The 26,578-nt window shown below is 66.1% G+C and carries 21 protein-coding genes and 2 tRNA genes; 14 read left to right on the top strand and 9 right to left on the bottom strand.

Annotated elements, in window-relative coordinates; all coding sequences use genetic code 11:
* Window positions 1-60: 60 nt before the first annotated feature.
* Window positions 61-501 (bottom strand): Lrp/AsnC family transcriptional regulator, encoded by a 441-nt coding sequence (locus tag RH91_RS14690; RefSeq protein WP_029623896.1) that lies wholly within the window; start codon window positions 499-501, stop codon window positions 61-63.
* A gap of 132 nt (window positions 502-633) precedes the next feature.
* Here RH91_RS14690 and ald point away from each other — a divergent pair, with 132 nt between their 5' ends.
* The 7 genes from ald to RH91_RS14655 all read left to right on the top strand — a co-directional run bounded on the left by ald (window position 634) and on the right by RH91_RS14655 (window position 12,724).
* Window positions 634-1,740: an alanine dehydrogenase gene (gene ald / locus RH91_RS14685; protein ID WP_010163644.1), complete on the top strand. Its 1,107-nt coding sequence runs from the start codon at window positions 634-636 to the stop codon at window positions 1,738-1,740.
* A 110-nt stretch (window positions 1,741-1,850) separates the two neighbouring features.
* Entirely contained in the window at window positions 1,851-3,143 is a 1,293-nt protein-coding gene (locus RH91_RS14680) for a hypothetical protein (RefSeq protein WP_010163643.1), read from the top strand.
* 313 nt (window positions 3,144-3,456) lie between these two features.
* Window positions 3,457-3,951, top strand: coding sequence for a biliverdin-producing heme oxygenase (locus tag RH91_RS14675; RefSeq protein WP_232283521.1), 495 nt, complete (start codon window positions 3,457-3,459; stop codon window positions 3,949-3,951).
* The gene (locus RH91_RS14670; RefSeq protein WP_010163641.1) at window positions 3,941-6,550 is read left to right on the top strand and encodes an HWE histidine kinase domain-containing protein; all 2,610 of its coding nucleotides are present in this window, start codon (window positions 3,941-3,943) and stop codon (window positions 6,548-6,550) included. The genes RH91_RS14675 and RH91_RS14670 overlap by 11 nt, the downstream gene beginning before the upstream one ends.
* A gap of 125 nt (window positions 6,551-6,675) precedes the next feature.
* Entirely contained in the window at window positions 6,676-7,785 is a 1,110-nt protein-coding gene (locus tag RH91_RS14665) for an alpha/beta hydrolase (RefSeq protein ID WP_232283520.1), read from the top strand.
* Window positions 7,786-7,847: 62 nt separating this feature from the next.
* Window positions 7,848-9,878, top strand: coding sequence for an L-dopachrome tautomerase-related protein (locus tag RH91_RS14660; RefSeq protein WP_010163639.1), 2,031 nt, complete (start codon window positions 7,848-7,850; stop codon window positions 9,876-9,878).
* Between the two features lie 341 nt (window positions 9,879-10,219).
* Window positions 10,220-12,724 (top strand): putative bifunctional diguanylate cyclase/phosphodiesterase, encoded by a 2,505-nt coding sequence (locus tag RH91_RS14655; protein WP_157136948.1) that lies wholly within the window; start codon window positions 10,220-10,222, stop codon window positions 12,722-12,724.
* 20 nt (window positions 12,725-12,744) lie between these two features.
* On the opposite strand, the gene RH91_RS14650 is transcribed toward RH91_RS14655, so the two are convergent.
* The 4 genes from RH91_RS14650 to RH91_RS14635 all read right to left on the bottom strand — a co-directional run bounded on the left by RH91_RS14650 (window position 12,745) and on the right by RH91_RS14635 (window position 15,860).
* Window positions 12,745-12,821: transfer RNA gene (locus RH91_RS14650), tRNA-Pro, on the bottom strand.
* Between the two features lie 149 nt (window positions 12,822-12,970).
* Window positions 12,971-13,047: transfer RNA gene (locus RH91_RS14645), tRNA-Ile, on the bottom strand.
* Between the two features lie 13 nt (window positions 13,048-13,060).
* Window positions 13,061-14,089, bottom strand: a complete 1,029-nt coding sequence (locus RH91_RS14640; RefSeq protein WP_010163636.1) for a polysaccharide deacetylase family protein — start codon at window positions 14,087-14,089, stop codon at window positions 13,061-13,063.
* 28 nt (window positions 14,090-14,117) lie between these two features.
* Entirely contained in the window at window positions 14,118-15,860 is a 1,743-nt protein-coding gene (locus RH91_RS14635) for a histidine kinase dimerization/phospho-acceptor domain-containing protein (protein ID WP_029623895.1), read from the bottom strand.
* A gap of 185 nt (window positions 15,861-16,045) precedes the next feature.
* Here RH91_RS14635 and RH91_RS14630 point away from each other — a divergent pair, with 185 nt between their 5' ends.
* A complete protein-coding gene (locus tag RH91_RS14630; RefSeq protein ID WP_010163634.1) occupies window positions 16,046-16,513 on the top strand; it encodes an Lrp/AsnC family transcriptional regulator in 468 nt (155 codons plus the stop codon).
* 62 nt (window positions 16,514-16,575) lie between these two features.
* On the opposite strand, the gene RH91_RS14625 is transcribed toward RH91_RS14630, so the two are convergent.
* Window positions 16,576-17,856 carry a hypothetical protein gene (locus RH91_RS14625; protein ID WP_010163633.1) on the bottom strand — a complete coding sequence of 427 codons (1,281 nt, stop codon included), beginning with the start codon at window positions 17,854-17,856 and terminating at the stop codon, window positions 16,576-16,578.
* A gap of 199 nt (window positions 17,857-18,055) precedes the next feature.
* On the opposite strand from RH91_RS14625, the gene yaaA reads away from it, so the two are divergent.
* The 5 genes from yaaA (at window position 18,056) to RH91_RS14600 (ending at window position 23,505) form a co-directional block, all read left to right on the top strand.
* Window positions 18,056-18,808, top strand: coding sequence for a peroxide stress protein YaaA (gene yaaA, locus RH91_RS14620; RefSeq protein WP_029623894.1), 753 nt, complete (start codon window positions 18,056-18,058; stop codon window positions 18,806-18,808).
* A gap of 18 nt (window positions 18,809-18,826) precedes the next feature.
* Complete coding sequence (locus tag RH91_RS14615; RefSeq protein WP_010163631.1) at window positions 18,827-19,528, top strand: SDR family NAD(P)-dependent oxidoreductase; 702 nt, start codon at window positions 18,827-18,829, stop codon at window positions 19,526-19,528.
* 182 nt (window positions 19,529-19,710) lie between these two features.
* Entirely contained in the window at window positions 19,711-20,217 is a 507-nt protein-coding gene (locus tag RH91_RS14610) for a PEPxxWA-CTERM sorting domain-containing protein (RefSeq protein WP_010163629.1), read from the top strand.
* Between the two features lie 163 nt (window positions 20,218-20,380).
* On the top strand, window positions 20,381-23,152 hold the full coding sequence (gene gyrA / locus RH91_RS14605) for a DNA gyrase subunit A (protein ID WP_010163628.1): 2,772 nt from the start codon (window positions 20,381-20,383) through the stop codon (window positions 23,150-23,152).
* Window positions 23,149-23,505 carry a DUF952 domain-containing protein gene (locus tag RH91_RS14600; protein WP_010163627.1) on the top strand — a complete coding sequence of 119 codons (357 nt, stop codon included), beginning with the start codon at window positions 23,149-23,151 and terminating at the stop codon, window positions 23,503-23,505. The genes gyrA and RH91_RS14600 overlap by 4 nt, the downstream gene beginning before the upstream one ends.
* A gap of 73 nt (window positions 23,506-23,578) precedes the next feature.
* On the opposite strand, the gene RH91_RS14595 is transcribed toward RH91_RS14600, so the two are convergent.
* From RH91_RS14595 to RH91_RS14585, 3 genes are all read right to left on the bottom strand, one after another.
* Window positions 23,579-23,872: a hypothetical protein gene (locus tag RH91_RS14595; protein WP_010163626.1), complete on the bottom strand. Its 294-nt coding sequence runs from the start codon at window positions 23,870-23,872 to the stop codon at window positions 23,579-23,581.
* A gap of 149 nt (window positions 23,873-24,021) precedes the next feature.
* A complete protein-coding gene (locus RH91_RS14590) occupies window positions 24,022-24,453 on the bottom strand; it encodes a DUF488 domain-containing protein (protein WP_026046578.1) in 432 nt (143 codons plus the stop codon).
* A 52-nt stretch (window positions 24,454-24,505) separates the two neighbouring features.
* Window positions 24,506-24,994, bottom strand: a complete 489-nt coding sequence (locus tag RH91_RS14585) for a DUF4142 domain-containing protein (protein ID WP_010163624.1) — start codon at window positions 24,992-24,994, stop codon at window positions 24,506-24,508.
* 174 nt (window positions 24,995-25,168) lie between these two features.
* Here RH91_RS14585 and trmFO point away from each other — a divergent pair, with 174 nt between their 5' ends.
* A complete protein-coding gene (trmFO, locus tag RH91_RS14580) occupies window positions 25,169-26,500 on the top strand; it encodes a methylenetetrahydrofolate--tRNA-(uracil(54)-C(5))-methyltransferase (FADH(2)-oxidizing) TrmFO (protein ID WP_029623891.1) in 1,332 nt (443 codons plus the stop codon).
* Window positions 26,501-26,578 lie beyond the last annotated feature (78 nt).

Raw genomic sequence — 26,578 nt, 5'->3', positions numbered from 1 at the left:
TGCCGGGGCCTCGATGGTGCGGCGCAATAGCATGCGCCCGCCCCCCTCGCAACGCACCGCTCACGCCTCGCTCGCCAGCGTCCGGATCGTGAATTGGGTCACGAGCCGGTGGACGCCGGGCAAGGCGGACAGCACCTCGCGATGGATTCGCTCGTAGCTATCATCCTCGCGGACCAGCACTTTCAGCAGGTAATCCGATTCACCGCTCATCAGATGCGCCTCGCTGACCTGCGTCGTCCGCACGAGCGCCTGTTCGAACGCCATCATCGTCGCCTGCCGCTGGTCGGTCAACGTCACCGACACGAAGACGGTCGAGGGATTGCCCCGCGCCGCCGGCGAAAGCCACGCGCGATAGCCGAGGATCAGGCCCTGCTGCTCGAGCGCCTTGACCCGCCGATGCGCCGCCGATGGCGACAGGCCGACGCGGCTGCCGAGATCCTCGCTGGTGATCCCCGACTCCGCGCCGAGCTGCGCGATGATCTTGCCGTCGATACTGTCCATGCGCGATGCCATTGCGACTCATGAACATCGAACGCAATCATTTCCCGTAAACGCACCGCCAGGCGGCAACTTTGCAAGCACATTTCCGCCCGACAGGAGTATTCTGGCAAAAATCAAAACTGGAGAGTTCACATGCGCGTCGGTGTCCCCAAGGAAATCAAGAACCACGAATATCGCGTCGGCCTGACCCCGCCGTCGGTCGCCGAACTGGTCGCCGCCGGGCATACCGTGTCGGTCCAGACCGGCGCTGGCCTCGGCATCGACTTCGAGGACGCCGATTATGTCGCGGCCGGCGCGACGATCGTCCCCGATGCCGCCACCGTGTTCGCGCAGAGCGACATGATCGTGAAGGTCAAGGAGCCGCAGGCAAGCGAGATCGCGCTGCTCGAGAGCCGCCACCTGCTGTTCACCTATCTCCACCTCGCCGCCGACAAGCCGCAGGCCGAAGGGCTGATGAAGTCTGGCGCGACCTGCATCGCGTATGAAACCGTCACCGCACACGATCGCTCGCTCCCGCTGCTCAAGCCGATGAGCGAAGTTGCGGGGCGCATGTCGATACAGGTCGGCGCGCATTATCTCGAAAAGGAACAGGGCGGTCGCGGCGTTCTGCTCGGCGGTGTCCCCGGAGTCGCCCCGGCACGTGTCGCGATTCTCGGTGGCGGCGTGTCCGGCGTCAACGCCGCGCAGATGGCGGTCGGCATGCGTGCGGACGTCACGATCTACGACATCTCGAACGCGCGTCTGGCCGAACTCGACATGTTCTTCGGCAGCCAGATCAAGACCGCCTATGCCAGCAAGGCGGCGATCGCGGCGGCGGTGAAGAACGCGCATCTCGTGATCGGCGCGGTGCTCGTCCCCGGCGCGGCGGCACCCAAGCTCGTCACCCGCGACATGCTCAAGACGATGAAGCGCGGCTCGGTGCTCGTCGACATCGCGATCGACCAGGGCGGCTGCTTCGAAACCAGTCATGCGACCACGCATGAGGACCCGGTGTTCGAAGTCGACGGCGTGATCCATTATTGCGTCGCCAACATGCCCGGCGCGGTCGCCCGCACCTCGGCGTTCGCGCTCAACAATGCGACGCTGCCGTTCGTGCTCAAGCTCGCCAGCCTTGGTGCGGAAGGCGCGATGGCGGCGGACGTGCATCTCGCCAACGGCCTCAACGTGTCGAACGGCAAGATCCGGCACGAAGCCGTCGCCGAAGCACTCGACCTGCCATTCGAGGCATGGACGCACTGATCCGCTGAACGATCCGGCCGCCCTGCCCCATCGTCACCCCGGCGCTAGCCGCGGGGTGACGGTGGGTTCTTTGGAACCTCGCGTCGTCCCGTCGAAGCTGGTAGATTGCCATGGTGCGTATCTCAAAGCTCGCCGGAGCGCTGCTCTCGCTTCTCTCGACGCCGCTTGCGGCCCAGGTCATCCCGTCGCGCCAGCCGACGCCGCCGATCGTGACGATCCTGCCGGTGACCGCCGCCCCCGCCGTACCGGCACCCCCGCGCGAAACGCCCGCGCAGGCGCTCGCCGAAGACGCGGCCGAATATGCCCGCCAGTTCGCCGTACCCCCGGCGGAAGCCGAGCGGAGGCTCGTCGCCCAGACGGCAAGCGTCGCCGCGACCGATGGGATCGGGGAAGCGTACCGGTCCCGCCTCGCCGGGATCGCGATCGAGCATCGCCCGACCTATCACATCCTGGTTTCGCTCACCGGCACGACGCCCGTCGCCGAGCAGCACGTCACGGTCGGCAGCACGACCGTCCCGATCATCTTCCGCACCGGCGCGCGCGTCACGCGCGAGCGCGTGATCTGGGCGATGACCAACCACCAGGCGGCGATCCGCGCCGCCCTGAAGACCCCGCCCGGCATGGGGCTCGACCCGCGGACCGGTGAACTGGTCATCACGATCGGCAATGCCGATGCGGCCGATGGCGTCGACGTCATCCGACACCGGGTCGAGGCGATCGCGGGCGTCCCGGTGCAGGTCCGCGCGCTCGACCATGTCGACGTCAACCTCGCGGTCGAGGGCGGCGCGCGGGTCGACGGGGTCGATCCGGGCGACGGCAAACGCTACCTGTGCACCACCGGCTTCGCGGTCACCGACGGCACGCGCAGCGCGATCACCACTGCGGCGCATTGCGTCGACGAATTGAGCTACCGCGATCGCTCCGGACAGCGCGTCGCGCTGCCATTCGTTACGCAATGGGGCTGGGGCTATCGCGATGTCCAGATCAACGCCTCGCCCGAGCCGCTCGCGCCGACTTTCTTCGCCGACACGGCGAAGACGCGAGTCCGTGCGGTGACCGGCCAGCGCAGTCGCACCAGCACCCGCGCGGGCGACTTCGTCTGCCACCGCGGCGAGCGGACCGGTTATAGCTGCGCGCTCGTCCAGCTGACCGATTTCGCGCCGGCGGGGGATCTATGCGGCGGGCCCTGTCTGCCGACCTGGGTCACCGTAGCGGGCCCGACGTGCAAAGGGGGCGACAGCGGATCGCCGGTCTTCACCGGCACCACCGCGCTCGGGATCGTCAAGGGCGCGAGCTACCGACGCGACGGGTCGTGCGCCTTCTACTTTTACATGGCGCTTGACTATCTGCCAGAAGGCTGGTCGGTGATCCGCGAAGTAGTGGATGGTTTTTCAAAGAGATAACTGCGGTATTGCGCTTCGCCCCGGCGTTGCAACGTCAGCGGTTCGCCTATCGAGCGCTTCGTTGATCTTAATTTGAATTAACGTTGCACCTCGTCCATATTGTCGATCCACCGCGATTGTGGTTGTGCGGCATTTGGAAAGACGCAAAATCCGGGATGTGTCGCGACGGGGGCGATCCAACCGTCGTTCGTCGTTGGACAGCCTTCATCGCGGGGATCAGATGCATAAAGCGCTTGCCGACCGTATCCCAGTTCAGCCCCGGCCCGACCTTCGCTTCGTCCTCCGCGATGCAACCGACACCATTCACCAGCGTATGCATCGCCACCCGGGATATGCCCGGGCCGCCGACGGCAGCATCGGGCGCGGGGCGTATCGCAATCTGCTCGCACGCTCGTTCGGTTTCTACGCGCCGGTCGAACCGCTTGCCGGAATGAACGGGCAGGCGACCGCGCGGCTGGTCAACGATCTGCTTCTGCTCGGGCTCAGCCATGAAGCGATCGCCGCACTGCCGCAGTGCCCGCCCCTCGCGATCGGCGGGACCATGCCGGAACGGCTGGGTGCCGCTTATGTCCTGACCGGGGCTGCGCTCGGCGGCCAGGTGATGGCGCGCGCGCTGCCGCCGACCTTCCCGACGCGGTTCCTGAGCGGGGACGGCATCGAGACCGGTCGCTGGCGCGGGTTCGTGCAGACGCTGGAGGCGACCTGCACCGGGGCCGATCAGCGGGCGGCGGCGACCCGCGCCGCGCTTGTGACATTCACGACGTTCGAGCGCTGGATGGACCGATGGGGCGATACCGATGCCGAATAACCCCGCCCCGGCGACCGTCGACCTGACCAATTGCGATCGCGAGCCGATCCACATTCCGGGACGCATCCTGCCACACGGCGTGTTGCTCGTCGTCGACCCGGAACGGCTGGTCATCGAACAGCTCGCGGGCGATACCGAGCGGCTGCTCGGCAAGCCTGCCGCCGATCTGCTGGGCCAGCCGCTCGCCGGGGTCGTGTCCGACGAACAGCTCGGGCGGATCGCGGACCTGGTGCGCGCATCCAGCCTCCAGCGCCCCCGGCATTTGCTCGACCCGGTCCTGCGGATCGTCGCGGGGCATCCGACCGATGCGAGCATCCACCTGAGCGACGGCGCGTTGCTGATCGAGTTCGAGGATGCCGATCTTGCCAACCGGCACGTCGTCGATCCGCTCGCGTGCGTGCAGGAAATGTTCGACGGGCTTGGCGACGCGCCGGACCTGCACGAATACTGCCAATGGGCCGCCGAGCGGGTACGTACCGTGATCGGCTACGATCGCGTGATGGTCTATCGCTTCATGCCGGATGAATCGGGATGGGTATTCGCCGAAGCGCGGCACGACGATCTCACCCCGTTCCTCGATCTCCATTATCCTGCGTCGGACATCCCGAAGCAGGCACGTGCGCTGTATCTCACCAGCACGTTGCGGCTCATCACCGAAGTCGATTACGAGCCCGCGCCGGTCCTGCCGGTCCTCAACCCGCGCAGCGGTCGCCCGATCGACCTAGGCCAGGCGGTGCTGCGTGACGTGTCGCCGATCCACCGCGAATATCTGCGCAACATGGGGGTGAACGCCTCCATGTCGATCTCGATCGTCCATGAGGGCAAGCTCTGGGGCCTGATCGCCTGCCATCATCGCACCCCGCGACGGCTGCCGCGGCATCTCCGCGCGGTGTGCGAGCTGTTCGGCTCGATCTTTTCGTTGCAACTGGAAGCCCGGTTGCGTGCCGCAAGCCTTGCGAAACGCCTCGAATCGCGCGCCGCGCTCAACACGATCCTGCACGCCCTGGCGGAAGAGGACGATTACGCCGTCGGTCTGGTCGCGCAGCGCGAGGCGCTGCTCGGCTATGTCGCGGCTGGCGGGCTCGCGCTGCGGGTCGGCCAGTCGAAAGGCGGGATCGCGATCCGCGTCAACGACGGGATCTCGGTGCTGGGAACGACCCCGTCCGACGACCAAATCGCGGCGCTGACCGACTGGCTCACCGCGACGATGCAGCCGTTCGAAGGTGTCTTCACCAACGACCGCCTTGCCGAAGTGTTCCCGCCCGCCGCGGCCTATGCCGGGCTTGGCTCGGGCTTGCTCGCGATCTCGGTCTCGCGCGAGCCGCATGATTTCATCCTGTGGTTCCGCCCCGAAGTGCTCGAGACCGTGCGCTGGGGCGGCGACCCGAACAAGCCGGTCGAGCAGGGCCCCAACGGCGACCGGCTGACGCCGCGCAAGTCGTTCGAGGTCTGGACCGAAACCGTCCGACAGCAATCGGCACCGTGGTCGAACTCGGATCAGGACGCCGCCTTCGACCTGCGCGTGTCGCTGCTGGAGATCGTGCTGCGCCGGATCGATGCCGCGGCGCGCGAACGGCTGCGCGCATGGGAACATGAGCAACTGCTGATGGCCGAGCTGGATCATCGCGTGAAGAATACGCTCGCCAACATCCAGGCGCTGGTCGCGCAGACCAGCCGCAGCGCCAATTCCCTGGCCGACTTCACCGCCGGTCTCGACCGGCGGATCCGCTCGATGTCGCGCGCGCACAGCCTGCTCACCAAGAGCCGCTGGGAAAGCGTGTCGATCGAAAGCCTGCTGCAGGAGGAACTCGACGCCTACCGCATGCAGCAGGGCGAGATCACGCTGGTCGGCCCGAACGTCTCGCTGACGCCCAAGGCCGCGCTCGCGCTGTCGCTCGCGGTGCACGAACTCGTGACCAACGCCGCGAAATATGGTGCCTTGTCGATCGCCACCGGAAAGCTGGAAGTCCTCTGGCAGATGGCGCCGGACGGGGCGTTGCATCTGGTCTGGCGCGAGAGCGAGGGCCCGGTCGTGACCGAACCCGGGCGTCGTGGCTTTGGATCGACGCTGATCGAACGCGCGCTGGCGATGGAGACCGGCGGCACGTCCGCGCTGTCCTTCCCTTCCACCGGCGTGATCTGCACGATCATGGTGCCCGCCTCCGCGCTGCACCTCACGTCTGGCCCGGCCGCGGAGATGTCAGCCACCGCCCATCCCGAAGCGGCCGATATCACCGCCCCGCCCCGACCGACCCAGCGGATTTTGGTGGTCGAGGATTCCGCACTGGTCCTGATGGAGATCGAGGATGCGATCGCCGACATCGGATGGCAGATGGTCGGTCCGGCGATGCGGCTGGACGAGGCGGTTGCGCTCGTCCGCACCGAAGCGATCGACGCGGCCTTGTTCGACGTGAATCTCGATGGCGAAATGTCGTGGGAAGCCGCCGCGATCGCGCAGGACCGTGGCATTCCGTTCGTCTTTACCACCGGATACGACAGCAACAGCATGATCCCGGAACGTTTCGCCGATCATCTGATCGTGGCGAAACCGTTCAAGCGCGGCGAAATCGTCCGGGCGCTCCGCGCGATGCTTCCCTAAAGCCGGCCTCGGAACGGTCCGACCTGATCTCGGTCCGGAACGATTTTCCCGCGTTTGGGGAACGGCCTGGGCCGCGTGCGTGTTCGACTGATGGCCAAACGGCCCCGTCAACAGGGAAGTATTCCATGCGTATCATCACCCAGCGAGCCTTGCTGCTCGCCACCGCTCTCGTCGTCTCGACGGGGAGCGCCTTCGCGCAGTCCGCGGCAACGCCGACCGCAGCCCCCCCGCCCCCGCCGCCCGCGACCAAGATGGCGCCCCCCAAGGCAGCGCCCGACATGCAGGCGGTAATCGACCAGCTCGCCGTTCTGGGCTCGAAGCCGGTCGAGACGCTGACCCCGGCGCAGGCGCGGATCAACCCCTCCGCCGCCGATGCCGCCAAGGCGGTCATGGCTTCCAAGGGCATGCCCACCACCCCGGACGCGAGCGTCACGACGCGCGACGTGCCCTATGGCAGCGATGCGCAGCAGTTCGGCCGCGTCTACCGTCCCGCCAACGCATCGGCGGGTGCCAAGCTGCCGATCGTCGTCTATTATCACGGCGGCGGCTGGGTGATCGCGACCGTCGATACCTATGATGCCGCGCCGCGCCTGCTGGCGAAGCAGCTCAACGCGATCGTCGTCTCGGTCGAATATCGCCACGCACCCGAGTTCAAGTTCCCCGCGCAGCATGACGACGCGTTCGCAGCCTATCGTTGGGTCTTGCAGAACGCCGCAAGCTGGGGCGGTGACACGCGCAAGATTGCGTTCGTCGGCGAGAGCGCTGGCGGCAACCTCGCGGTCGCGACCGCGATCCGCGCGCGCGACGAAGGCGTGGCGCGACCGCTCCATATCGTCTCGGTCTATCCGATCGCGAACAGCAGCATGACGCTGCCGTCGCGCACCGATTCGGGTAACGCGAAGCCGCTCAATGCCGCGATGCTGAACTGGTTCGGCTACTATTATTCGACCACCAAGGCCGATCAGATGGATCCGCGGATCAACCTGGTGAAGGCGAACCTGCGCGGCCTGCCGCCGACGACGATCATCAACGCGCAGATCGATCCGCTGCGGTCGGACGGCGAGACGCTCGCCACCGCGATGCGGGCGGCGGGCGATCAGGTCGAGCAGCGCACCTTTCCGGGCGTCACGCACGAGATGTTCGGCATGGGGCAGGTCGTGCGCGGCGCGCATGACGCCAACATGTACGCGATCGGCAAGCTCAAGGCTGCCTTCGCAATGCCGCCGAAGCGCTGACGCCATCGAGGACGCGCTGCTGCCGCGGCGCGTCCTTCCTTTTGACTGACCGGAACCCCGCCATGCCGACGCTCACCACCGAAGATCTCGATATCGCCTATACCGATGGCGGGCCGCGTGACGGCCAGCCGGTGCTGCTGATCCATGGCTGGCCCGACGATGCCTCGACCTGGGACGCTGTTCGCCCCGCGCTCCACGATGCTGGCCTGCGGACGATCGTCCCCACGTTACGCGGGTTCGGCGCGACGCGATTCCGCGGTGACGCCCCCCGCACCGGCAACAGCGCGATCCTCGCGATGGATGCGATCGCGCTGATGGACGGGCTCGGGATCGAGCGGTTCATGGTCGCAGGGCACGATTGGGGGTCTAACACCGCCGAAGCGCTCGCGGTCGGCTGGCCCGATCGGGTCGAGCGGATCGCAATGCTCGCGACCCCGCCACGGCTTGGCGGAATGCCGACGCCGCCGTTCGAACAGGCGCAGCGGCAATGGTATCACTGGTTCATGGCGACGGGGCGCGGTGCGCAGGCGGTCCGCGACGATCGTCGCGGCTTCGCGCATCTCCACTGGGTCAATTGGGCGCCTCGCGGGTGGTTCGACGAGGAAACGTTCGCGCGGGTCGCGGTGTCGTTCGCCAACCCCGACTGGGTCGACGTCACATTGCACAGCTACCGGGCGCGCTGGGGCGAGGCCGAGCCAGATCCGCGCAGTGCGTGGCTCGAGCAGAAAGTGAAGGCGACCAAGAGCCTGTCACTACCGACCTTGTATTTCCAGGGCGAGCGCGACGGCGTCAATCCGCCGTCCGCCGCCGAGTCCGTCCCCGCGAAGTTCACCGGCCCGTTCGCGGTCGTATCTCTGTCGGGCGTCGGCCACTTCCCGCAGCGGGAAGCCCCGAACCGCGTCGCACCCCATCTCGTCCGGCTGTTCACCGGCGATCCGACTACACTTTCCGCCGATACCGAGAGGACGATGACGATGAACAAGGTAAAACCCTGGATTGCTGGGCTGGCCGTAGTCGGAGCGGTCGCCGCGACCGCTTTCGGTGCCGCACAGGCCCGTACCGCCGCCAGCCCGCTGTCGCTGGTCGCGACGTTCGACCATCAGGTGACCGGCGTCGCCGTCACCGAAGACGGCCGTCGCTTCGTCAACTTCCCGCGCTGGACCGACGACGCGCCGGTCTCGGTCGCAGAAGTGATGAAGGACGGAACGACCCGCCCCTACCCCGATGCCGAATGGAACAGCTGGCGCAACGCGCGCGCGAGCGAGCTTTCGGTCGCGGACCATTTCGTCTGCGTCCAGTCGATCGTCCCCGACGGCCACGGCCACCTCTGGGTCCTAGATCCGGGCGCACCGGGGAATGAAAAGATCCTCGAAGGCGCGCCCAAGCTGGTACGGATCGACCTCGCCACCAATCGCGTCAGCAAGGTCATCCCGGTTCCCGGCGACGTCGCGCTGCAGGGGACCTACCTCAACGACATCCGCTTCTCGCCCGATGGCAAGACCGGCTACATCACCGATTCCGGAACGCGCGGGGCGATCATCGTCGTCGATCTGGAAAGCGGCGAAAGCCACCGTACGCTCGACGGTCATGTCTCGACGCAGGTCGACAAGACCGTCAAGGTCCTGCTCGACGGCAAGCCGCTGGTTCGCCCCGACGGTCGGCAACCCGCCTTCTCCGCCGACGGGATCGCTTTGTCGAACGACGGCAAGACGCTGTATTACCAGGCACTGACCGGCAAGACGCTGTACAGCATCGACACCGCAAAGCTGCGCAAGGACGTCAGCGAAACCGATCGCGCGAGCGCGGTCAAGACCGTTGCACAGACCCACGTCGCGGACGGATTGTGGATGGCGCGGAGCGGAACGCTCTACCTTACCTCGCCGACCGACTATTCGATCACGCGCCTGGTCGGAAACCGGGTCGAGCCCGTGGTGTCGGACAAGCGGTTGCGCTGGCCCGACACGTTCTCCGAAGGCCCCGACGGACGCCTTTACGTGACCGCAAGCCATATTCAGGACACCAACTGGTTCGTCCCGAGCGCTCCGCCGTCGATTCGCACGGAACTTTTCGTTTTCTCGCCCAAGACCAAATGAGATCGCCGACGCGATCGATGCCATCAATCCTGAGCTGAAAAGATTTTCCAAAAACCCGCGGGATTGCGCAATCCCGCGGGTTTTTTGCATCCCGTTGCGGAAAATCATGCCAGCGGCGCGGGACCGTTCTTGACGAAAGCGGGAGCCGCGTTCGCTTCGTTCATGCATCTCCTTGAAGAACAACGCTTGTCTTCCCAAGCAGACTTGACCATCGTCCCGCCGTGCAAAGCACCGGGCGGGGGTCCGACAAAGGGAATTTACTAGGCGTAGCTGCGACCCCGTTAATCGATTGCACATCACAACGTGGCAGCGGTCGTTGAACTGTTCGTATGGAGAGTGAGGTGGCCAGCAACGTTTTACGCATCCTCGCAATCCTGCTCGGGCTATCGTTACCCACCGCGTCGGCAACCGCCGCCGTCCCGCTGCTGCAATCGGCGTGCGCCGCCTATAGCGCGGCTGCGGCCATTCCCGCGCCTCGGGCCGTCCTCGCGTTGCGCTTCAGTTGCCCCCCTGTTCCCGCGCCGGATCGAACGCGCTGGACATGGCTGCGGATCGACGGGTCGCAACTAGAGCAGCTGCCCCCGCAATGGCATCTGCTGGTGGACCAGACCCGCTTCCGCCGCGTGATGCTGATGACGGTGCTGACAGACGGATCGGTGCGCCGGTCGATCAGGACCGCCGGCGCGCTAGACGGCATCGGCGCGCCGGGCGGCGTGCTGGACTTCGGCATCGGTGATCGCGGGAGCAAGGTGCGCGCGATTTATCTCGGGTTCGACGGGGTCGACGATCTGTCGCTGATCCGTCGAATGTCCGCGGCAACCGATATCGAAGCGGCGCGATCGCGCGATCGCTGGTTGATCCTGATGGGGCTGTTCGCCGGAACGCTCCTGTCGGCCTTCGCCTATAACGTGTTGATCGACCGCGGCCGTCGCTTCCCGTTCCAGCGCTGGTATCTCGCCTGGATCTCGATCGCGCTGGTCTACGGAATGGCCTGGTCGAACAGCTTCGGAATCGTCTTCCCGCAACTCGTCGGGCCGTGGGTCGTCGGGGTCGACTATATCCTCGTCGGTCTGCTTGTCGGCGCGGGAGGGATGTTCTTCCTCTCGCTGGTAGAGGACCAGCTCCTGCCGCGCTGGTTGCAACGCACCGGGCGAGGCCTTGCCTGGGGTGGTGTCGCGATCGGCGTCCTGGCGGCCACCAACGACGTGCTGTTCCCGCCGCTCCTGCTGGATCGCCTGCTCAACATGGTGGTCATGACGAGTGCGATCATGGCGTTCGTCGGGATCGGCTATGCGATCCGTCGCGGCAGTCGGGTGGTGTGGTTCTACGTCATCGGTTGGGCACCGGTTCTGACGATCTTCGCGCTGCGGGTGATGCGCAACCTCGGCGTATTTCCACAGGGCGACATGCTCGACATCGCCATGTTCGGGGCACTGGCGTTCGAGGCGATCGTGCTCTCGCTTGCCACCTCGGACCGCTTTCGGGCCTTGTGCAACGAGCTGGAACTCGCCCGGCAAAGCCGCGAATGGGGGCTGATCGAAGCCGAGAAGCTGCGGAGCGCGGCGCTTACCGATCCGCTCACGGGGCTGGGGAACCGCGCCGCGTTCCAGCAGGCGCTCCAGACGAGTATCGCGGTCGGACGCGAAGCCCCCTTCACGCTGTTCCTGATCGACGTCGATCACCTGAAGGACGTCAACGACCGGCTCGGCCATGGGGCGGGGGACGAAATGCTGTGCCACATCGCCCGTCGGCTGGCGACCGTCGCGGCGAACGGCGGCGGGGTTGCGGTTCGGCTGGGTGGAGACGAATTCGCGATCATCGCGGCCGACGGCGAAGACCATTGCGCGCGGATCGAGGCCGACATCGCCCGGATCCAGGGCACGATGTGGCGTCACGCCGAGGAACGCCGCGCGCTTTCGCTCAGCATCGGATCGGCGCGTTGCCCGCGCGACGGGCGCGAGCCCGATCTCCTGTATCGCAACGCCGATCTCGCGCTCTATCAGGCAAAGCGGCTCGGGCGGAGCCTGCACCACCGCTACGACGCGATGCTGCGGACGCTGCTGGAAGTCAGCACCGCCTTTGCAAGCGATGCCGATGTCGCGATGCAACGCGACGAATTTCTTTTGTATCTCCAGCCGATCGTCGATCTTCAGGACGATAGCGTTGTCGGATACGAAGGCTTGTTGCGCTGGCAGCATCCCAAGCACGGCCTGCTGATGCCAAGCCAGTTCGCCGATATCCTGGTCGAGGAACGGATCGGCCCGCGCGTGCAGGAGCATGTGCTCGATATCGCGCTGACGCTGCTGCGCGACAATGGTGCCGAGATTCCGTATCTGGCGGTCAACTTCACCTCCGCGCAATTGTCGGGGCCAGTCGCGGCCAAGCGCGTGCTGACCCGGCTCGCGCATTTCGGCGTACCGCCGACCGCATTGTGTATCGAGGTTACCGAAGGGGTCATGCTCGGGCGCGCGGCGGATGGCGTCGTCAACACGCTTCATGCGCTCCACGATGCCGGGGTACGGATCGCGCTTGATGATTTCGGGACGGGCTATGCCTCGCTCAGCCATTTGCGGCAGGTGCCGGTCGACACGATCAAGATCGACCGCTCGTTCATCGCGGCGCTCGAGCGCAAGTCGGATAGCGCAGAAGAGATCGTCCGCGCGATCATCGGCCTTGCGCACGGGCTCGGCAAGGCCGTGGTGGCCGAAGGGGTCGAGAACGAGGCGCAGATGCACATCCTGCTGCAGCTCGGCTGCCGGTATGTGCAGGGCTATCGCTTCGGTCGCCCGGTGCCGTGGCGGGCGATCTCCGCAACGACACGGCACCGGTCGGTCGTGCAGGGGTGATTGCGGCGATACGAGAAAGATGGTCGGGGAGACAGGATTCGAACCTGCGACATCCTGCTCCCAAAGCAGGCGCGCTACCGGACTGCGCCACTCCCCGATCCCGTCGTGCGCAGGCAATCGAAGCCACTTGCGCCATCGGCCGGTCGGCAACGCCGCAGCGCCGCCTGTCGGGCGGCTTTGCCGTGGTGCGGCGGGGATGGCAAGTGAATTAGCGGGTTTTCTGCGCGTCATGTGAGCGAGGATCGATGGTGGGCCCGGCAGGACTTGAACCCGCAACCTAGCCGTTATGAGCGGCCAGCTCTAACCAGTTGAGCTACAGGCCCCCCGAAAGGCTCGTTAGCGCCGTGTCCCGGTCGCTGGCAAGCCCGCCGCCGCAATCACCGTGTCGAGCGACGCCGCCGCAACGCCGCGCCGTGCGAGATCGCCGAGGACGACCGTCCACCAGCGATAAAACGCGGCAAGGTCTGCGGCATCGCGAACGTAGGGCGTGTGCCCCGGGACCAGCGAGGGCGAGTGGAACGCAAAGGTCAGCAGCCGCAGCCCCTCCCCCAAGGCGACCGCGATCGCTTCGAGCGCGGCGTCCAGCGTCATGTCTTCGGGCGTCAGCGCGATTCGGCCGAGCAGGCGGGTGCGGGACAAGAGCCCCCGCCCGCGCGGGATCCTCGCCGCCGCGCGGTACAGCGGCTCGCCACCGCGACGCAGCAGGCCGGTATGGACGGTCGTTAGCGGAACTTCGACCAGCGCGTGATCGGGTCCGGTGCGGAAGGCCGTATTGCCGATCGCGCCGAAATCGGGGCCGCCGTCTGCAGCGTAACAGTATCGCGCGCGCATCGAGCTATCGATTCGATAGCCGCGCGTGGCGAGCAGCCGGAGCGTATTGGGGCCGATCCCGTAGCGGCCGGCGCGATAGGCCAGCGGTTGCGTGCCGAAGGCCCGCGAGATCGCGTCGGTCAGCCGGTCCAGCTTCGCGGCCTCGAGCGACTCTGGAAGATTGCCCGCATAGCTGTTGGCAGGGTTCACGACCTCGTCGAACGGCGGATTGACCCACGGATGGAGTTGCGTGCCGACCGCAGACCGACCATCGGCAAGGACCTCCTGGATACTGCCGATCGCCCCCGGGTCGGTCGCGACCGGATAATCGACCATCAACGTCAGCGGCACGCCATGCTCGGCAAACCGGCGGTGCGCTTCGGGTAGCGCGGCGATCGCCGACACGCCATGCCCGTCGCGCCGGAGCGGTGCGCGCCAGTCGAACTCTTCCTCGGTGTCGACGAAGACGATGAAACGCGTTCCGAAACGTTCCGGCCAGACGACGGCGTCGGCGGGAGCAGGCGCAGCGGGGCGATAGACCGGTCGCGGCGTCACGCCGGGGATGGCATCGGTCGTGCCACGATCAAAGGTGAGAGATCAGCTCCACGTCCGCAGGGATCGTGGCCGGGAGGTGCAATGTCAAGCTGTCCGGACCGATCGCCAGCCCGCCCCCCAACTCTGCCGCAAGATTGCGCGCGAGCCGAAGGGCGAAACCGGTGCCGAGCAACGGCGCACCCTGCTCGCCCGCATCGGTGTCCGCATCTATCGTCAGCAGCAAATCTTCGGGATAATCGGCAAGCGCGCGCGGGCGGTCAAAGGTCACTTTGATCTGCTTCGTCGCGGTCGCTGCGGCAACGATCCCGATCTGCTCGCCCGCCGTCCCCGCCGCGACCAGCGTGGCGAGCAACCGGCCGATCAGGCGCTCCACCGCCTGCCCGTCGCCGCGAATACTCAGCGACGGGTGATCGACGCGCAGCGCAAAACGAGCGCCGCGCAGGGTCGCCAGCGGCGCGAGATCGGCCGTGATCCATTCCAGCAATTGCGCGACAGGGACGTCGTCCACGAAGAGCTGCAGCGCGTTCGTCTCGATCCGCGCGGCGATGTCCATGTCCTCGATCGCGCCGAGCAGCCCTGCCGTCTGGCTGCGGATCGCGGCGGCCTGCTCGCGATAGACCGCGGGTACCGGGCCGAACAACTCGGTCTCGATCATTTCCGCGAAGCCCGCGATCGCATTGGTCGGCGTCCGCAATTCGTGGACGAGTTGCCGTAACGCGTCCGCGACACCGGCACGCTCGTCTGCGGCATGCTCCGCGGCTTCATCGACCCGCGGGCGCCGCGCGCTGCCGCGATATCCGGTGAATCGACCCGACGCCCGGTCGAACACCGGGACCGCGCTGATCCGCCATCCCCCCGCCGCATCGGACTGGCCTTCGACCCACAGCCGCAGGTCGGCAAAACCGGCGCGTTGCCGGAACGCGCCGACCACCGCGCCGTCGACGCTGGTCGTCAACGGGTCGGTCGTGTCGGACCCGAGCGCCGCCGACGTCCGCGCAAGGGTCACCCCGATCAGCGGCGATCGGGAAACCCCTTCGACCCAGCGGATCACGCCTGCCGAATCGGTTTCGAACCGGAAGCGCTCCGCCTGTCCGATGATGCTCGCGTTCGCGCCTGTACCCCCGACGGCACGGTCGCGTTGATACGCGTTGATCCGTTCGACCAGCTCGGCGATTTCGAACGGACCGGTTGCGGGTTCCGCAGCGGGGGCAGATGCCGCCGCAGGGGCATGCAACCCGGCGTCGTCGGCGGTCGGGCTCGGCTCGGACGTTGCGTCCTCCTCCGGTGCAGCCGTGCCTTCGAGGAACGCGGGCGCTTCGGTCCGGGCGGCGTCGTCCTGTGACGGCGAGGCGAGCACGAAATCGACGCTGCCGAAGCTCTCCAGCATCGCGACGACTTCGGGGCCGAGATCGCGCCGGTGACGCAAGACAGAGCGTGCGGTTGGCGACAGGATCGGCAGGAGTTCCGCCCAATCCGCCGCACTCAGATGGACGCTGCGCAGGACAGGCGCCGCCACCGCGATCTCATCCTCCGCAAACAGCAGGACCAGCGCGAGCGGGGGCGACGCAAAGGCCACCGCTCGCGCGCTCGAGGTGCGGACCGGCGGGGGCACTGCCCCCCGCAATCCCCGGAGGCGCGAGATCACCGCGTCGCTGGCGGCGACCCGGCCCCGCCCGACCAGATCGACCAGTTGGCGCCACGCAAGCTGCGCACCCATCGGAGAAGACATGTCCGCGGACAGGACGGTTTCGAGGCTATCGTCGTAACGCAAATCGGAGAACCTTCGGGAACAGCGGCATTCTTGGCCTCGCCTCCCGCCTTACTCAGCGGGACGGCCACAGGGAACGGGAGATTTCGCCACGTAACAATGTGGGACAATTGCGTTCTCCGGCAATTATATTATAGGGCCGCTCCACAGCGCGATGCCAAACGCGCCGATTCCAGGAGCTTCACGTAATGTCCTTTGATTCGATCGACCGGCGCATCCTGGAACTGCTTCAGGACGACGGGCGCATGACCAATGTCGATCTGGCCGAGCGCGTCGGGCTGACCGCTCCCCCCTGCCTGCGGCGTGTCCGTGCGCTCGAGGAAGCCGGTGCGATCCGCGGCTACCATGCCGAGATCGACCCGGCAACGCTTGGCTATCCGATCACGGTGTTCGCAATGGTCAGCCTGCGCAGCCAGGCCGAACAGGATCTTGCCGCATTCGAACAGCATGTCGCGACCATCCCGGAGGTCCGCGAATGCCATATGCTCAACGGGGAGATCGACTTTATCCTCAAGATCGTCGCGAGCGATCTCAAGGGGTTCCAGGAGATCCTGATGACCCAGCTGACACCCGCGCCGAACGTCGCGAGCGTCAAGACGTCGCTGACGATCCGCACCGCCAAGTCGCTCCCCGGCATCCCGATTCGCAGCGCCTGACCGCTGCAACAAAAAAGGGCGACCCGTTCGGGCCGCCCTTTTTTTTACCGTGAGGGTGAGCCTTATGCCGCAGGCGGTGCCGCGACATAGGTCTGCCACAAGCGGGCGATCGACTTGTTCGGCTCACTTGCGACCTTGGCGAGGGCTGCCTTGGCGGCCTCGCGGTCGCCCGCCATTGCCAACGCCATGCCGAGGTGGAGGCTGTTACGATCCGCGTCGGTCGCGCCCTTGGTCTCGGCGAGACGATACATTTCAACCGCCTTGGCGTAATTGCGCGCGCCAAAGTAGGCGTCGCCCGCCTGCCCTGCGATGTCGCCCTTCGGCGCAGCCTGGGCGTTCTTTTCCTTGCCCGCGGGCGAGGTGCTGCCGGCGATGCCGGTCTTGGCCGACGCCATCAGTTCCTTGCCGAGCACGTTGGTCGCGGGAACGACGTTCGATGCCGCGCCCTCGTCGAGCACGACCTTGGCTTCGTTGGGAAGGCCGACCTTGATCGCCGCATCCGCATACTGGAGATATTCGGTCTGCCCGGCCTGGCTCTTGGTCGCCCACATCAGGCGGAACAGGTCGACGCGGTTCTTGCTGTACTTCGCAGCGTTCGGCCCCTGGAAGCCGAAGGTGTAGATCGCGGCGCGCCAGTTTTGCTTGGTGCCGTAATGCGACAGCCAGCCTGCGGTCCAGGCGTCGCCCGCCTCGTCCTTGCCAGCCTTGTAAAGACGCGTGAACGCATACTTGTACCATGCTTCCGGCGGCACGCGGCCAGCGGCTTCCTCGGCCTTGACCGCCTGGTCGAGCGCTGCGACGCCGCCGTCGACGTCACCGGACTCGACCTTCGCGCGTGCGATGTTGAGCAGCAGGTCCGCATCGGTGTAGCCGAGGTCCTTGGCCTTCTGCCAGCCGGCTGCGGCCTGGGCGTACTGCTTCTGCGTGAAATACAGGCCAGCGCGCTCGTTGGTGCGAATCGCGACTTCGGTCTTCGGGGTCGTCGGGTTGGCGATCAGCGCATCGAGCATCGGCGCAAGCGCGGCGGCGCGCTGTGCGTCGGTCAGGCCGGTGCTCTGCGCGTTGACCACCGACAGGCGCAGGCTGCTGCCGATATACTTCTCGTAATCCGTCTTGGCAGCGGCATCGAGCGCGGTCACGCTTGCCTCGGCCTTGGCGAGATCCTTCGGGTTGGCGTCGAGCGCCGCCTTGGCGGCAACGAAATTGTCGCGAACTTCCTTGGAGATCGTCGGCGCGGCGGGTGCCTCGTCCTTCTTCTTCGCGAATGCGGGCGCAACCAGAGCTGCACCGTTGATCGAGACGACGAGCGCCCCGGTCAGTGCGATTTTCGAAACCATCTTCATTGCCGAACTCTCCTCATGCCTCGAACGGGCGACCTTGCGGGGGAAATGCCTGAGCCGCTCTAACGCCACCGGTTTCACCGTCAAGCGACGCCGGTGCCGTCTCCGGGCTGAACAACGCTTGAACTCGCCGCGGTTCCCCCGCGTCGACCACCGGGAGACTCTTTGACGTGTCGTCAGCACGCGGCTACCCGCCTTGGCGATGATCGCCCTGCTCTCCCCCGCCAAGACGCTCGATTACGACAGCGCGCTTCCGCCCGTCACCGCAACGCAGCCGCACTTCGCGGCGGAAGCCGCGACGCTGGCGAAGGCGGCGTCGCACCTGACGCAGAAGAAGCTGTCCGACCTGATGGGCATTTCACCGAAACTGGCCAAGCTTAACGCGGACCGTTTCGCGGACTTCGCCGAAGCGCCCGAACGCCCGGCGCTGTTCGCCTTCGCGGGTGACGTCTATACCGGGCTCGAGGCCCTGACGCTCGATGCCCCCGCGCTCGATTTCGCGGAGGATCACGTGCGCATGCTGTCGGGACTGTACGGCCTGCTCCGCCCGTTCGACAGGATGCGGCCCTATCGCCTCGAAATGGGCACGCGCTGGGCACCGCGGAAACCGTCGTTGTACGACTGGTGGGGCGATCGGATCGCCGCTTTGGTCCGCGACGAAGTCGAGTCCGAGGGGTCGGGCGTGGTGCTCAACCTGGCAAGCCAGGAATATTTCCGTGCGGTCGACGGCAAGCTTGCCGGCGTCCGCGTAGTCGACGTCGATTTCCGCGAGCCCGGGCCGGGCGGCCCGCGCTTCGTCAGCTTCCACGCCAAGAAGGCCCGCGGCATGGTCGCGCGCTGGATGTGCGAGCATCGCATCACCGATATCGAGGCGATGAAGGGGTTCGACAGCGACGGCTATCGCTTCGATCCGGCGGAGAGCACCGACGATCGGTGGCGGTTTACGCGGACATAAGGACATGGGCATGAGGACATGGGCATGACGACAGCCGTCATCATCGGCGCATCGGGCGGCATCGGCGCGGCGCTCGAAGCCGCGCTGACCGAAGAGGGCGCGTTCGACACCGTCCTTGGGTTCGCGCGGTCTTACGAGGGTGACCGGCATATCGACCTGCTCGACGAGTCGACCATTGCTGCCGCGGCGGTGCAGGTTGCGAAGGGCCCTGCTCCCACGCTGGTGATCGTCGCGACCGGCCTGCTTCACGATGGCGAACGCGGACCCGAGAAGGCGCTTCGCGAGCTCGACCCCGACTGGCTCGCGCGGCAATTCGCGATCAACGCGATCGGGCCGGCGATCGTCGCGAAGCACTTCCTCCCGTTGATGCCGAAGACCGGCCGTTGCGTCTTCGCGGCCCTGTCGGCGCGCGTCGGAAGCATCTCGGACAACAAGCTCGGCGGCTGGTATGGCTATCGGGCTGCAAAGGCCGCCCTCAACCAGTTGATCCGCACGCTCGCCATCGAGGAAAAGCGGCGCAACGACCGGGCGATCGTCGTGGGGCTCCACCCGGGCACGGTCGATACCGCATTGTCCAAACCGTTTCAGGGCAACGTCCAGCCGGGCCGGCTGTTCGATGCCGAGCGCGCGGCGTTGCAACTGCTCGACGTCATCGAGGAACTGAAGGCCCCGGACACCGGCAAGCTGTTCGATTTCGAAGGCAAGGAAGTGCCCTTCTAAGGAAAGGCGTAGCGCAGTGTTTCGAGCCGCCTTGCTCGACACTGCATGTATTGATGACAAGCGCGTGACGCTTCACCAGTAAGTATTTCCCGGACCGGGATGATATCTAGCGTAAACGTCTTGTAGTTCATCGATCAAGATGCTCTGCGGTTAACACATCGTTAACCGGGGGATTTCGTATCATGAAGCGCATTGCACTGCTGGCGGCTGCCGCCACCGCGTTGGTCTCGGCGACCCCCGCTTCAGCGACGACGCTGTTCTATGCGATCACCGGTTCGAACGGTTTCTCGGCACACTTCTCGCTCGACGATCACACCATGCCCGACGTCAACTTTCCAACGGAATTCTTCATCTTCGACGTTGCCGGCGTTTATTCGGACGGATCGTCGACCGCCAGCCTGGCGCTGTATGATGCAGCGGACGGCGGCGGCATGACGCTCAACACGTTCAACTTCACGCTCGCGAACATCGCGGGTCCCGCGCTGTACAGCGGCACGCTCGCGCAGCCGACCTTGCTCGCGTTCGGGCCGACCGCATTTTACGATTATGAAGTCCCGACCATCAGCTACCGCGTTTCGGCGGTTGCGGCAGCGGTGCCCGAACCGACGACGTGGGCGATGCTGCTGGCAGGTTTCGGCATGATCGGCATCGCCGTGCGTCGTCGGGGTTCGACCCCGCTAACCGCCTGAACGCCAACGCTGGACGAGGGGGCGTCGGCATTCGTGCCGACGCCCCTTTTTTGTGCGTTTTCGCACCGTGAACGCCCGCTTCCGGCACCGTGCCGCGTGACATAAGTCGAGCGCTGGGCTAGGTCGTAACCGAACCGACATAAACAGCCGAAGGCGCCAAAAATTGACCGACGAGACCGTACTCGCCGACCCGTCCGATATTGCTCCGATCTCGATCGTCGACGAGATGAAGTCGAGCTACCTCGACTATGCGATGAGCGTGATCGTCGCGCGCGCCTTGCCTGACGTTCGGGACGGGCTGAAGCCGGTCCACCGCCGCATCCTGTGGTCCGCGTCCGAAAGCGGGTTCGTCTACAACCGACCGTATCGCAAATGCGCGCGCATCGTCGGTGATGCCATGGGTAAATACCACCCCCACGGCGATAGCTCGATTTATGACGCCCTTGCGCGCATGACGCAGGACTGGTCGATGCGCGTGCCGTTGATGGACGGTCAGGGCAACTTCGGCTCGATGGATCCCGATCCGCCCGCGGCAATGCGCTACACCGAGGCGCGTCTCGCCAAGGTCGCCGGATCGCTGCTCGAGGACATCGACAAGGACACGGTCGACTTCGTCCCCAACTATGACGGCTCGGAGCGCGAGCCTGCGGTGCTTCCGGCACGCTTCCCCAACCTGCTCGTCAACGGCGCGGGCGGCATCGCGGTCGGCATGGCCACCAATATCCCGCCGCACAATCTCGGCGAAGTGGTCGACGCGACGCTCGCGTTGATCGACGCCGCGACCGGTGCGCGCGAGGAAGTGACCACCGACGAACTGATCGAGATCGTCCCCGGTCCCGATTTCCCGACCGGTGCGATCATCCTCGGCCGCGCCGGTGCGCGCTCGGCCTATGAAACCGGGCGCGGCTCGGTGATCGTTCGCTCGCGCTACGTGGTCGAGGAAGGCCGCGGCGACCGTCGCTCGATCGTCCTGACCGCCATCCCGTTCCAGACCGGCAAGAACGGCCTGGTCGAAAAGATCGCCGACGCCGCCAAGGAAAAGCGGATCGAGGGCGTCAGCGACATTCGCGACGAATCGAACCGCGAAGGCGTCCGCATCGTCATCGACCTCAAACGCGATGCGACCCCGGACGTGGTGCTCAACCAATTGTGGCGGCACACGCCCGCGCAATCGAGCTTCCCCGCCAACATGCTCGCGATTCGCGGCGGTCGGCCCGAGCTGCTCAACCTGCGCGACATCCTGACGTCGTTCATCACCTTCCGCGAGGAAGTGATCACCCGGCGCTCGAAGTTCGAGCTGGCGAAGGCCCGCGAGCGCGCGCATCTGTTGCTCGGCCTCGTCATCGCGGTCACCAACCTCGACGAAGTCGTCAAGATCATCCGTGGATCGTCGAGCCCCGCAGCCGCGCGCGAAGCGTTGCTCAACCGCGATTGGCCGGTCGCCGAGATCGCGCCCTATATCAAGCTGGTCGAGGCGGTCGAAGCCGAAGTCACCGGCGACACCTATCGCCTGTCCGAAGCGCAGGTCCGCGCGATCCTCGATCTCCGCCTCCACCGCCTCACCGCGCTGGGTCGCGACGAGATCGGCAACGAGCTGCAGGGCCTGGCCGACTCGATCGGTGAGCTGCTCGACATCCTCGGCAACCGTGCGAAGCTATACGCCGTCATGCGCGAGGAACTCGTCGCCGTCCGCGCCGAATTCGCGACGCCGCGTCGGACCGAGATCGCCGCTGCCGCAGACGGCATCGACGATGAGGATCTGATCGAGCGCGAGGACATGGTGGTCACCGTGACGATGCAGGGCTATATCAAGCGCACCACGCTCGACACGTTCCGGGCGCAGGCGCGGGGCGGCAAGGGCCGTGCGGGCATGGCGACCAAGGACGAGGACGCGATCACGAACCTGTTCGTGACGAGCACCCACACCCCGGTCCTGTTCTTCTCGACGCTCGGCAAGGTCTACCGGATGAAGGTCTGGAAGCTGCCGGAAGGTGGCGCCGCCACGCGCGGTCGTCCGATGATCAACTTGCTCCCGCTCGCCGAGGGCGAGACGATCTCGACCGTTCTGGCGCTCCCCGAGGACGAGACCGAATGGGCCAAGCTCCACGTGATGTTCGCGACTGCGGGCGGCAGTGTGCGGCGCAATTCGATGGATGCGTTCACCAACGTGCCCACCGCGGGCAAGATCGCGATGAAGTTCGAAGGCATCGACGCCGACGACCGGCTGATCGGCGTCGCGTTGCTCAGCGAGCATGACGACGTGCTGCTCGCGACGCGCGCAGGCAAGGCGATCCGCTTCGCCGCCGACGAAGTACGCGAGTTTCAGAGCCGCAACTCGACCGGCGTGCGCGGCATGCTGCTCAAGGGCGACGACAAGGTCATCTCGCTGTCGATCCTCCACCGCGTCGGCGCTACGCCGGAGGAGCGCGAGGATTATCTCCGCTTCGCACCCTGGAAGGGGGAGCGCGACGGCGAGCCGACGATGGACACCGGGCGCTATCAGGAATTGATGGAGCGCGAGCAGTTCATCCTGACGGTCTGCGCCAACGGCTACGGCAAGCTGTCCTCCGCCTATGACTATCGCCGCACCGGGCGCGGTGGCCAGGGCATCACCAACATCGACAACATCCCGCGCAACGGTCCGGTCGTCGCGAGCTTCGCCGCGACCAAGGGGCATCAGCTGATGCTCGTCACCGACCAGGCGAAGGTGATCCGCACCACGCTCGGCTCGATGCGCGTGATCGGGCGCAACTCGGCAGGCGTGCGGCTGTTCGATGTTGGCAAGAACGAGCATGTCGTCTCCGCCGCACGGATCGAGGAAGCCGAAGGCGATGCCGAGGCGGACGTCCGCGACCTGACCCAGGTCGAGCTCGCCCCCGACGACGGTGCGAACACGAGCGACGACAGCGCAGCCGGTCCGGAGGATGGCGAATGAGCGACCTGCCCCTCACCGCGTACAAGGTCCTGACCGCTGAGCAGATGGCGGCGCTCGAAGCGGACGGATCGTTCGCGGGCGCGCCGGTCGATCTGGCGGACGGTTACGTCCACCTGTCGACCGCCGATCAGTTGACAGAAACCGTCGACAAGCATTTCGCCGGTCAAGGCGATCTGCATGTCGCGGCGGTCGATCTCGGCTCGTTCGGGGCGGGGTTGAAATGGGAGCAGTCGCGCGGCGGGCAACTTTTCCCGCATCTCTATGGCGGTCCGCTGCTGCTGGAGACGGTCATCGCGTACGGCCCGCTCGAGCGGGATGCCGATGGCAGCGTCAAGCTGCCGGTGGCTGGCTAGGACCGAAGACTATTTCGACGGGTACTTGCGGGATTCGCGGACCGGGAGGCGCGCGTCCCGCAGCACCTGTCGCTCAGGACTGCACGTGCCCCGGGACGTGCCGGTAGACCGTGCGCGACGCCTGATGGAGCTCGAGCGGCGATTCAGCGCCATCGACGATCAGCGTGGATGAGGCATATTTGTCGAGCGACCGCCGGACATGGACGCCCGCGAACTTCCACGTCTGCGGATAGCCCGAGACCGATTGCATGCCGTGCGTACTCGCCGTGAAGTCTTCGAAATCGTCCCAGCTCAGCTCGAACTGACGTGGCACGACCTGTCGGTCCCGGGCGATCGACAACGCGGCGGACATGCGCGAATACGGCATCGACTTCCTCGAAAGGGTGTTGGCTCTGGAAATTGCTGATGGCCGGGATCGCCGTGGCGAAATCTGGTCCATTTGATGTATTCCTACCGCGCCACTCGCCACGCCTCAAGGCCGGACCGACGGTCCGATACGAATTAACGATGACCGGATCAGCAATAGAGATCGACGACCTCGACCCCCTCCGCTTCCGCCTCGAGCAGCAACGTCCGGTGGCAATGCCGCGGGTCTCGCTCGTAGCATAACAGCGCGCTCGGCTGCTCGGCGGCGAGCGCCAGCATGCGTGCCGCCTGCACCTGCGCCTCAGGCAATTCGAGCTGGTGCGCGTAGACCGACTCGAGCGTCGCGACGTCGCCTTTCTTGGCGGCGTCGCGCCCCGCCTTCGGCGTGCCGAGCGCTTTCAGGTGAACGTAATCGATGTCCGCCGCCGCCAGCGACGCGGCCAACGACGTCTTCGAAAATCCCGGGCGGCGAGACAGCGGGAGCGCGCGAACGTCGATTACGCGCGTCACCCCTGCCCGGGTCAACGCGGCGAGGAAGTCGGACATCGTGGCGGCTTCGTAGCCGATCGTGAAAATCTTCATCATATCCCGTTCCGCCCCGACGGCGCGCACCGCCGCCGGGGCTGGAAGTCTCTTACATCGCGGCAAGCATGGCGATGTGATGCTGGACGACGGGTACGATCTTGGTAGCGGCCGCCTTCAGCGGGGCGGCGGTCCCGGTCGACGATTCATCCTGATGCAGCGCGAGCGCGTCCTGATGCGCCGCCTTCTGCTGCTGGATATATAGCGTGTCGCGCGCGGTACCGGTTGCGGCGCGTAGCGCGGCGAGATCGCTCGACTGCTTCGTGGTCAGCTTGGGCGCGGCGGGATGGATGCCAGCCTTCATCGCGGCGGCCTTGACGGCGGCGGTGCTGTTGGCGTGGTCGGTGACCATGTCCTTTGCGAACGTCTTGAGCTTGGGATTGACGGTCGACGTCATCACGAGCGTGCTCGCCTGCTTTTCGTAAAGATCGCCAGCGCCTGCCTTCATGACATAGGTCGCCGACGTCATTGCGGGCGCTGCGATCGCAAGCGCCGGAATTGTACCGAGCGCCAGTACCGCTAGAATTTTGCCAGTACGCATCTTCGATCTCCTGTTGAGACGAGCGGCTATGCTTCGTCCTGATGCCGGAACGTCCGGCCCTTGCAATCGCTTCGCGGGTTGGCGATCTTATCTGCTTGATCGACATCAGGCCTTCCCCACCGCGATCGCCGCGTGGCGGTTGACCAGTCGGCGCGGATGCCCAAAGGACGGCGCATGACACACGACATCCACATCATCGGCGGCGGCCTCGCTGGGTCCGAGGCGGCATGGCAGCTGGCCGAGGCGGGCTTTTCGGTCCGCCTGTCCGAAATGCGCGGCGCCCCCGCCGAGCGTGGCGGCGAAATGACCCCCGCGCACCAGAGCGACGGTCTCGCCGAGCTGGTCTGCTCGAACAGCTTCCGCTCCGACGATGCCGACAGCAACGCGGTCGGGCTGATCCACCAGGAGATGCGGACGCTGGGATCTCTGATCCTGCGCGAAGCGGACATCCACAAGGTCCCCGCAGGTTCGGCGCTTGCGGTCGACCGCGACGGGTTTTCGGCCGGCGTCACCGCGGCACTCGAGGCGCATCCCAACATCCAGGTGGTGCGCGAACGGGTCGACACCCTCCCCGACACCCCTGTCATCGTCGCAACCGGCCCGCTGACCGCCGCGGGCCTCGCGTCCAGCATCGGCGCCGCGACCGGCGCGGACTCGCTTGCCTTCTTCGATGCGATCGCGCCGATCGTCCATTTCGACAGCATCGACATGGACACCGCGTGGTTCCAGTCACGCTGGAACAAGGGAGAGGGCAAGGATTACATCAACTGCGCGCTCAACCAGGAGCAGTATATCGCCTTCCACACCGGCTTAATCGAGGGCGAGAAGACCGAGTTCAAGGAATGGGAGCAGAACACCCCCTATTTCGAGGGCTGCATGCCGATCGAGGTCGCCGCATCGCGCGGGGTCGATACGCTGCGCTACGGGCCGATGAAGCCGGTCGGGCTCGATGACCCGCGGACCGGACGCTGGCCCTATGCGGTCGTCCAGCTGCGGCAGGACAATGCGAGCGGGACGCTGTGGAACATCGTCGGTTTCCAGACCAAGCTCAAGCATTCCGAGCAGGTCCGCCTGTTCCGTACGATCCCGGGGCTGGAGAACGCCGAATTCGCGCGGCTTGGCGGGTTGCACCGAAACACCTTCATCCGTTCGCCCGAATTGCTCGACCCGACGCTGCGGCTCAAATCCCGCCCAAACGTCCGCTTCGCCGGGCAGATCACAGGCTGCGAAGGCTATGTCGAGAGCGCAGCGGTCGGGCTGATGGCGGGGCGGTTTGCGGTTGCCGAACTGGGCGGGCGCGCGATGACCCCGCCGCCGGTCACGACCGCGCTGGGCGCTTTGCTCCATCACATCACCGGCGCTGCGGTCGCGGATACGTACCAGCCGATGAACGTCAATTTCGGGCTGTTCCCCCCGATCCCGGGCCGGACCAAGAAAGCCGACCGCAAGAAGATGTACACCGACCGCGCACGCTCGGCCCTCGGCGCGTGGTTGGCGGTGGCTTGAACCCGCCCGTCCGTTCGTTTCGGTCGAAGCCGGTTAACGAACGGGAGGGCTGAGGCTCGGATCGGCCCTCGGATGTCG

Source organism: Sphingomonas sp. PAMC 26617, from assembly GCF_000242835.1.
In the GTDB taxonomy this organism is placed as follows: Bacteria; Pseudomonadota; Alphaproteobacteria; order Sphingomonadales; family Sphingomonadaceae; genus Sphingomonas.
The sequence above is the reverse complement of the archived record's forward strand: the minus strand, read 5'-3'. Positions and strand labels throughout refer to the sequence as shown.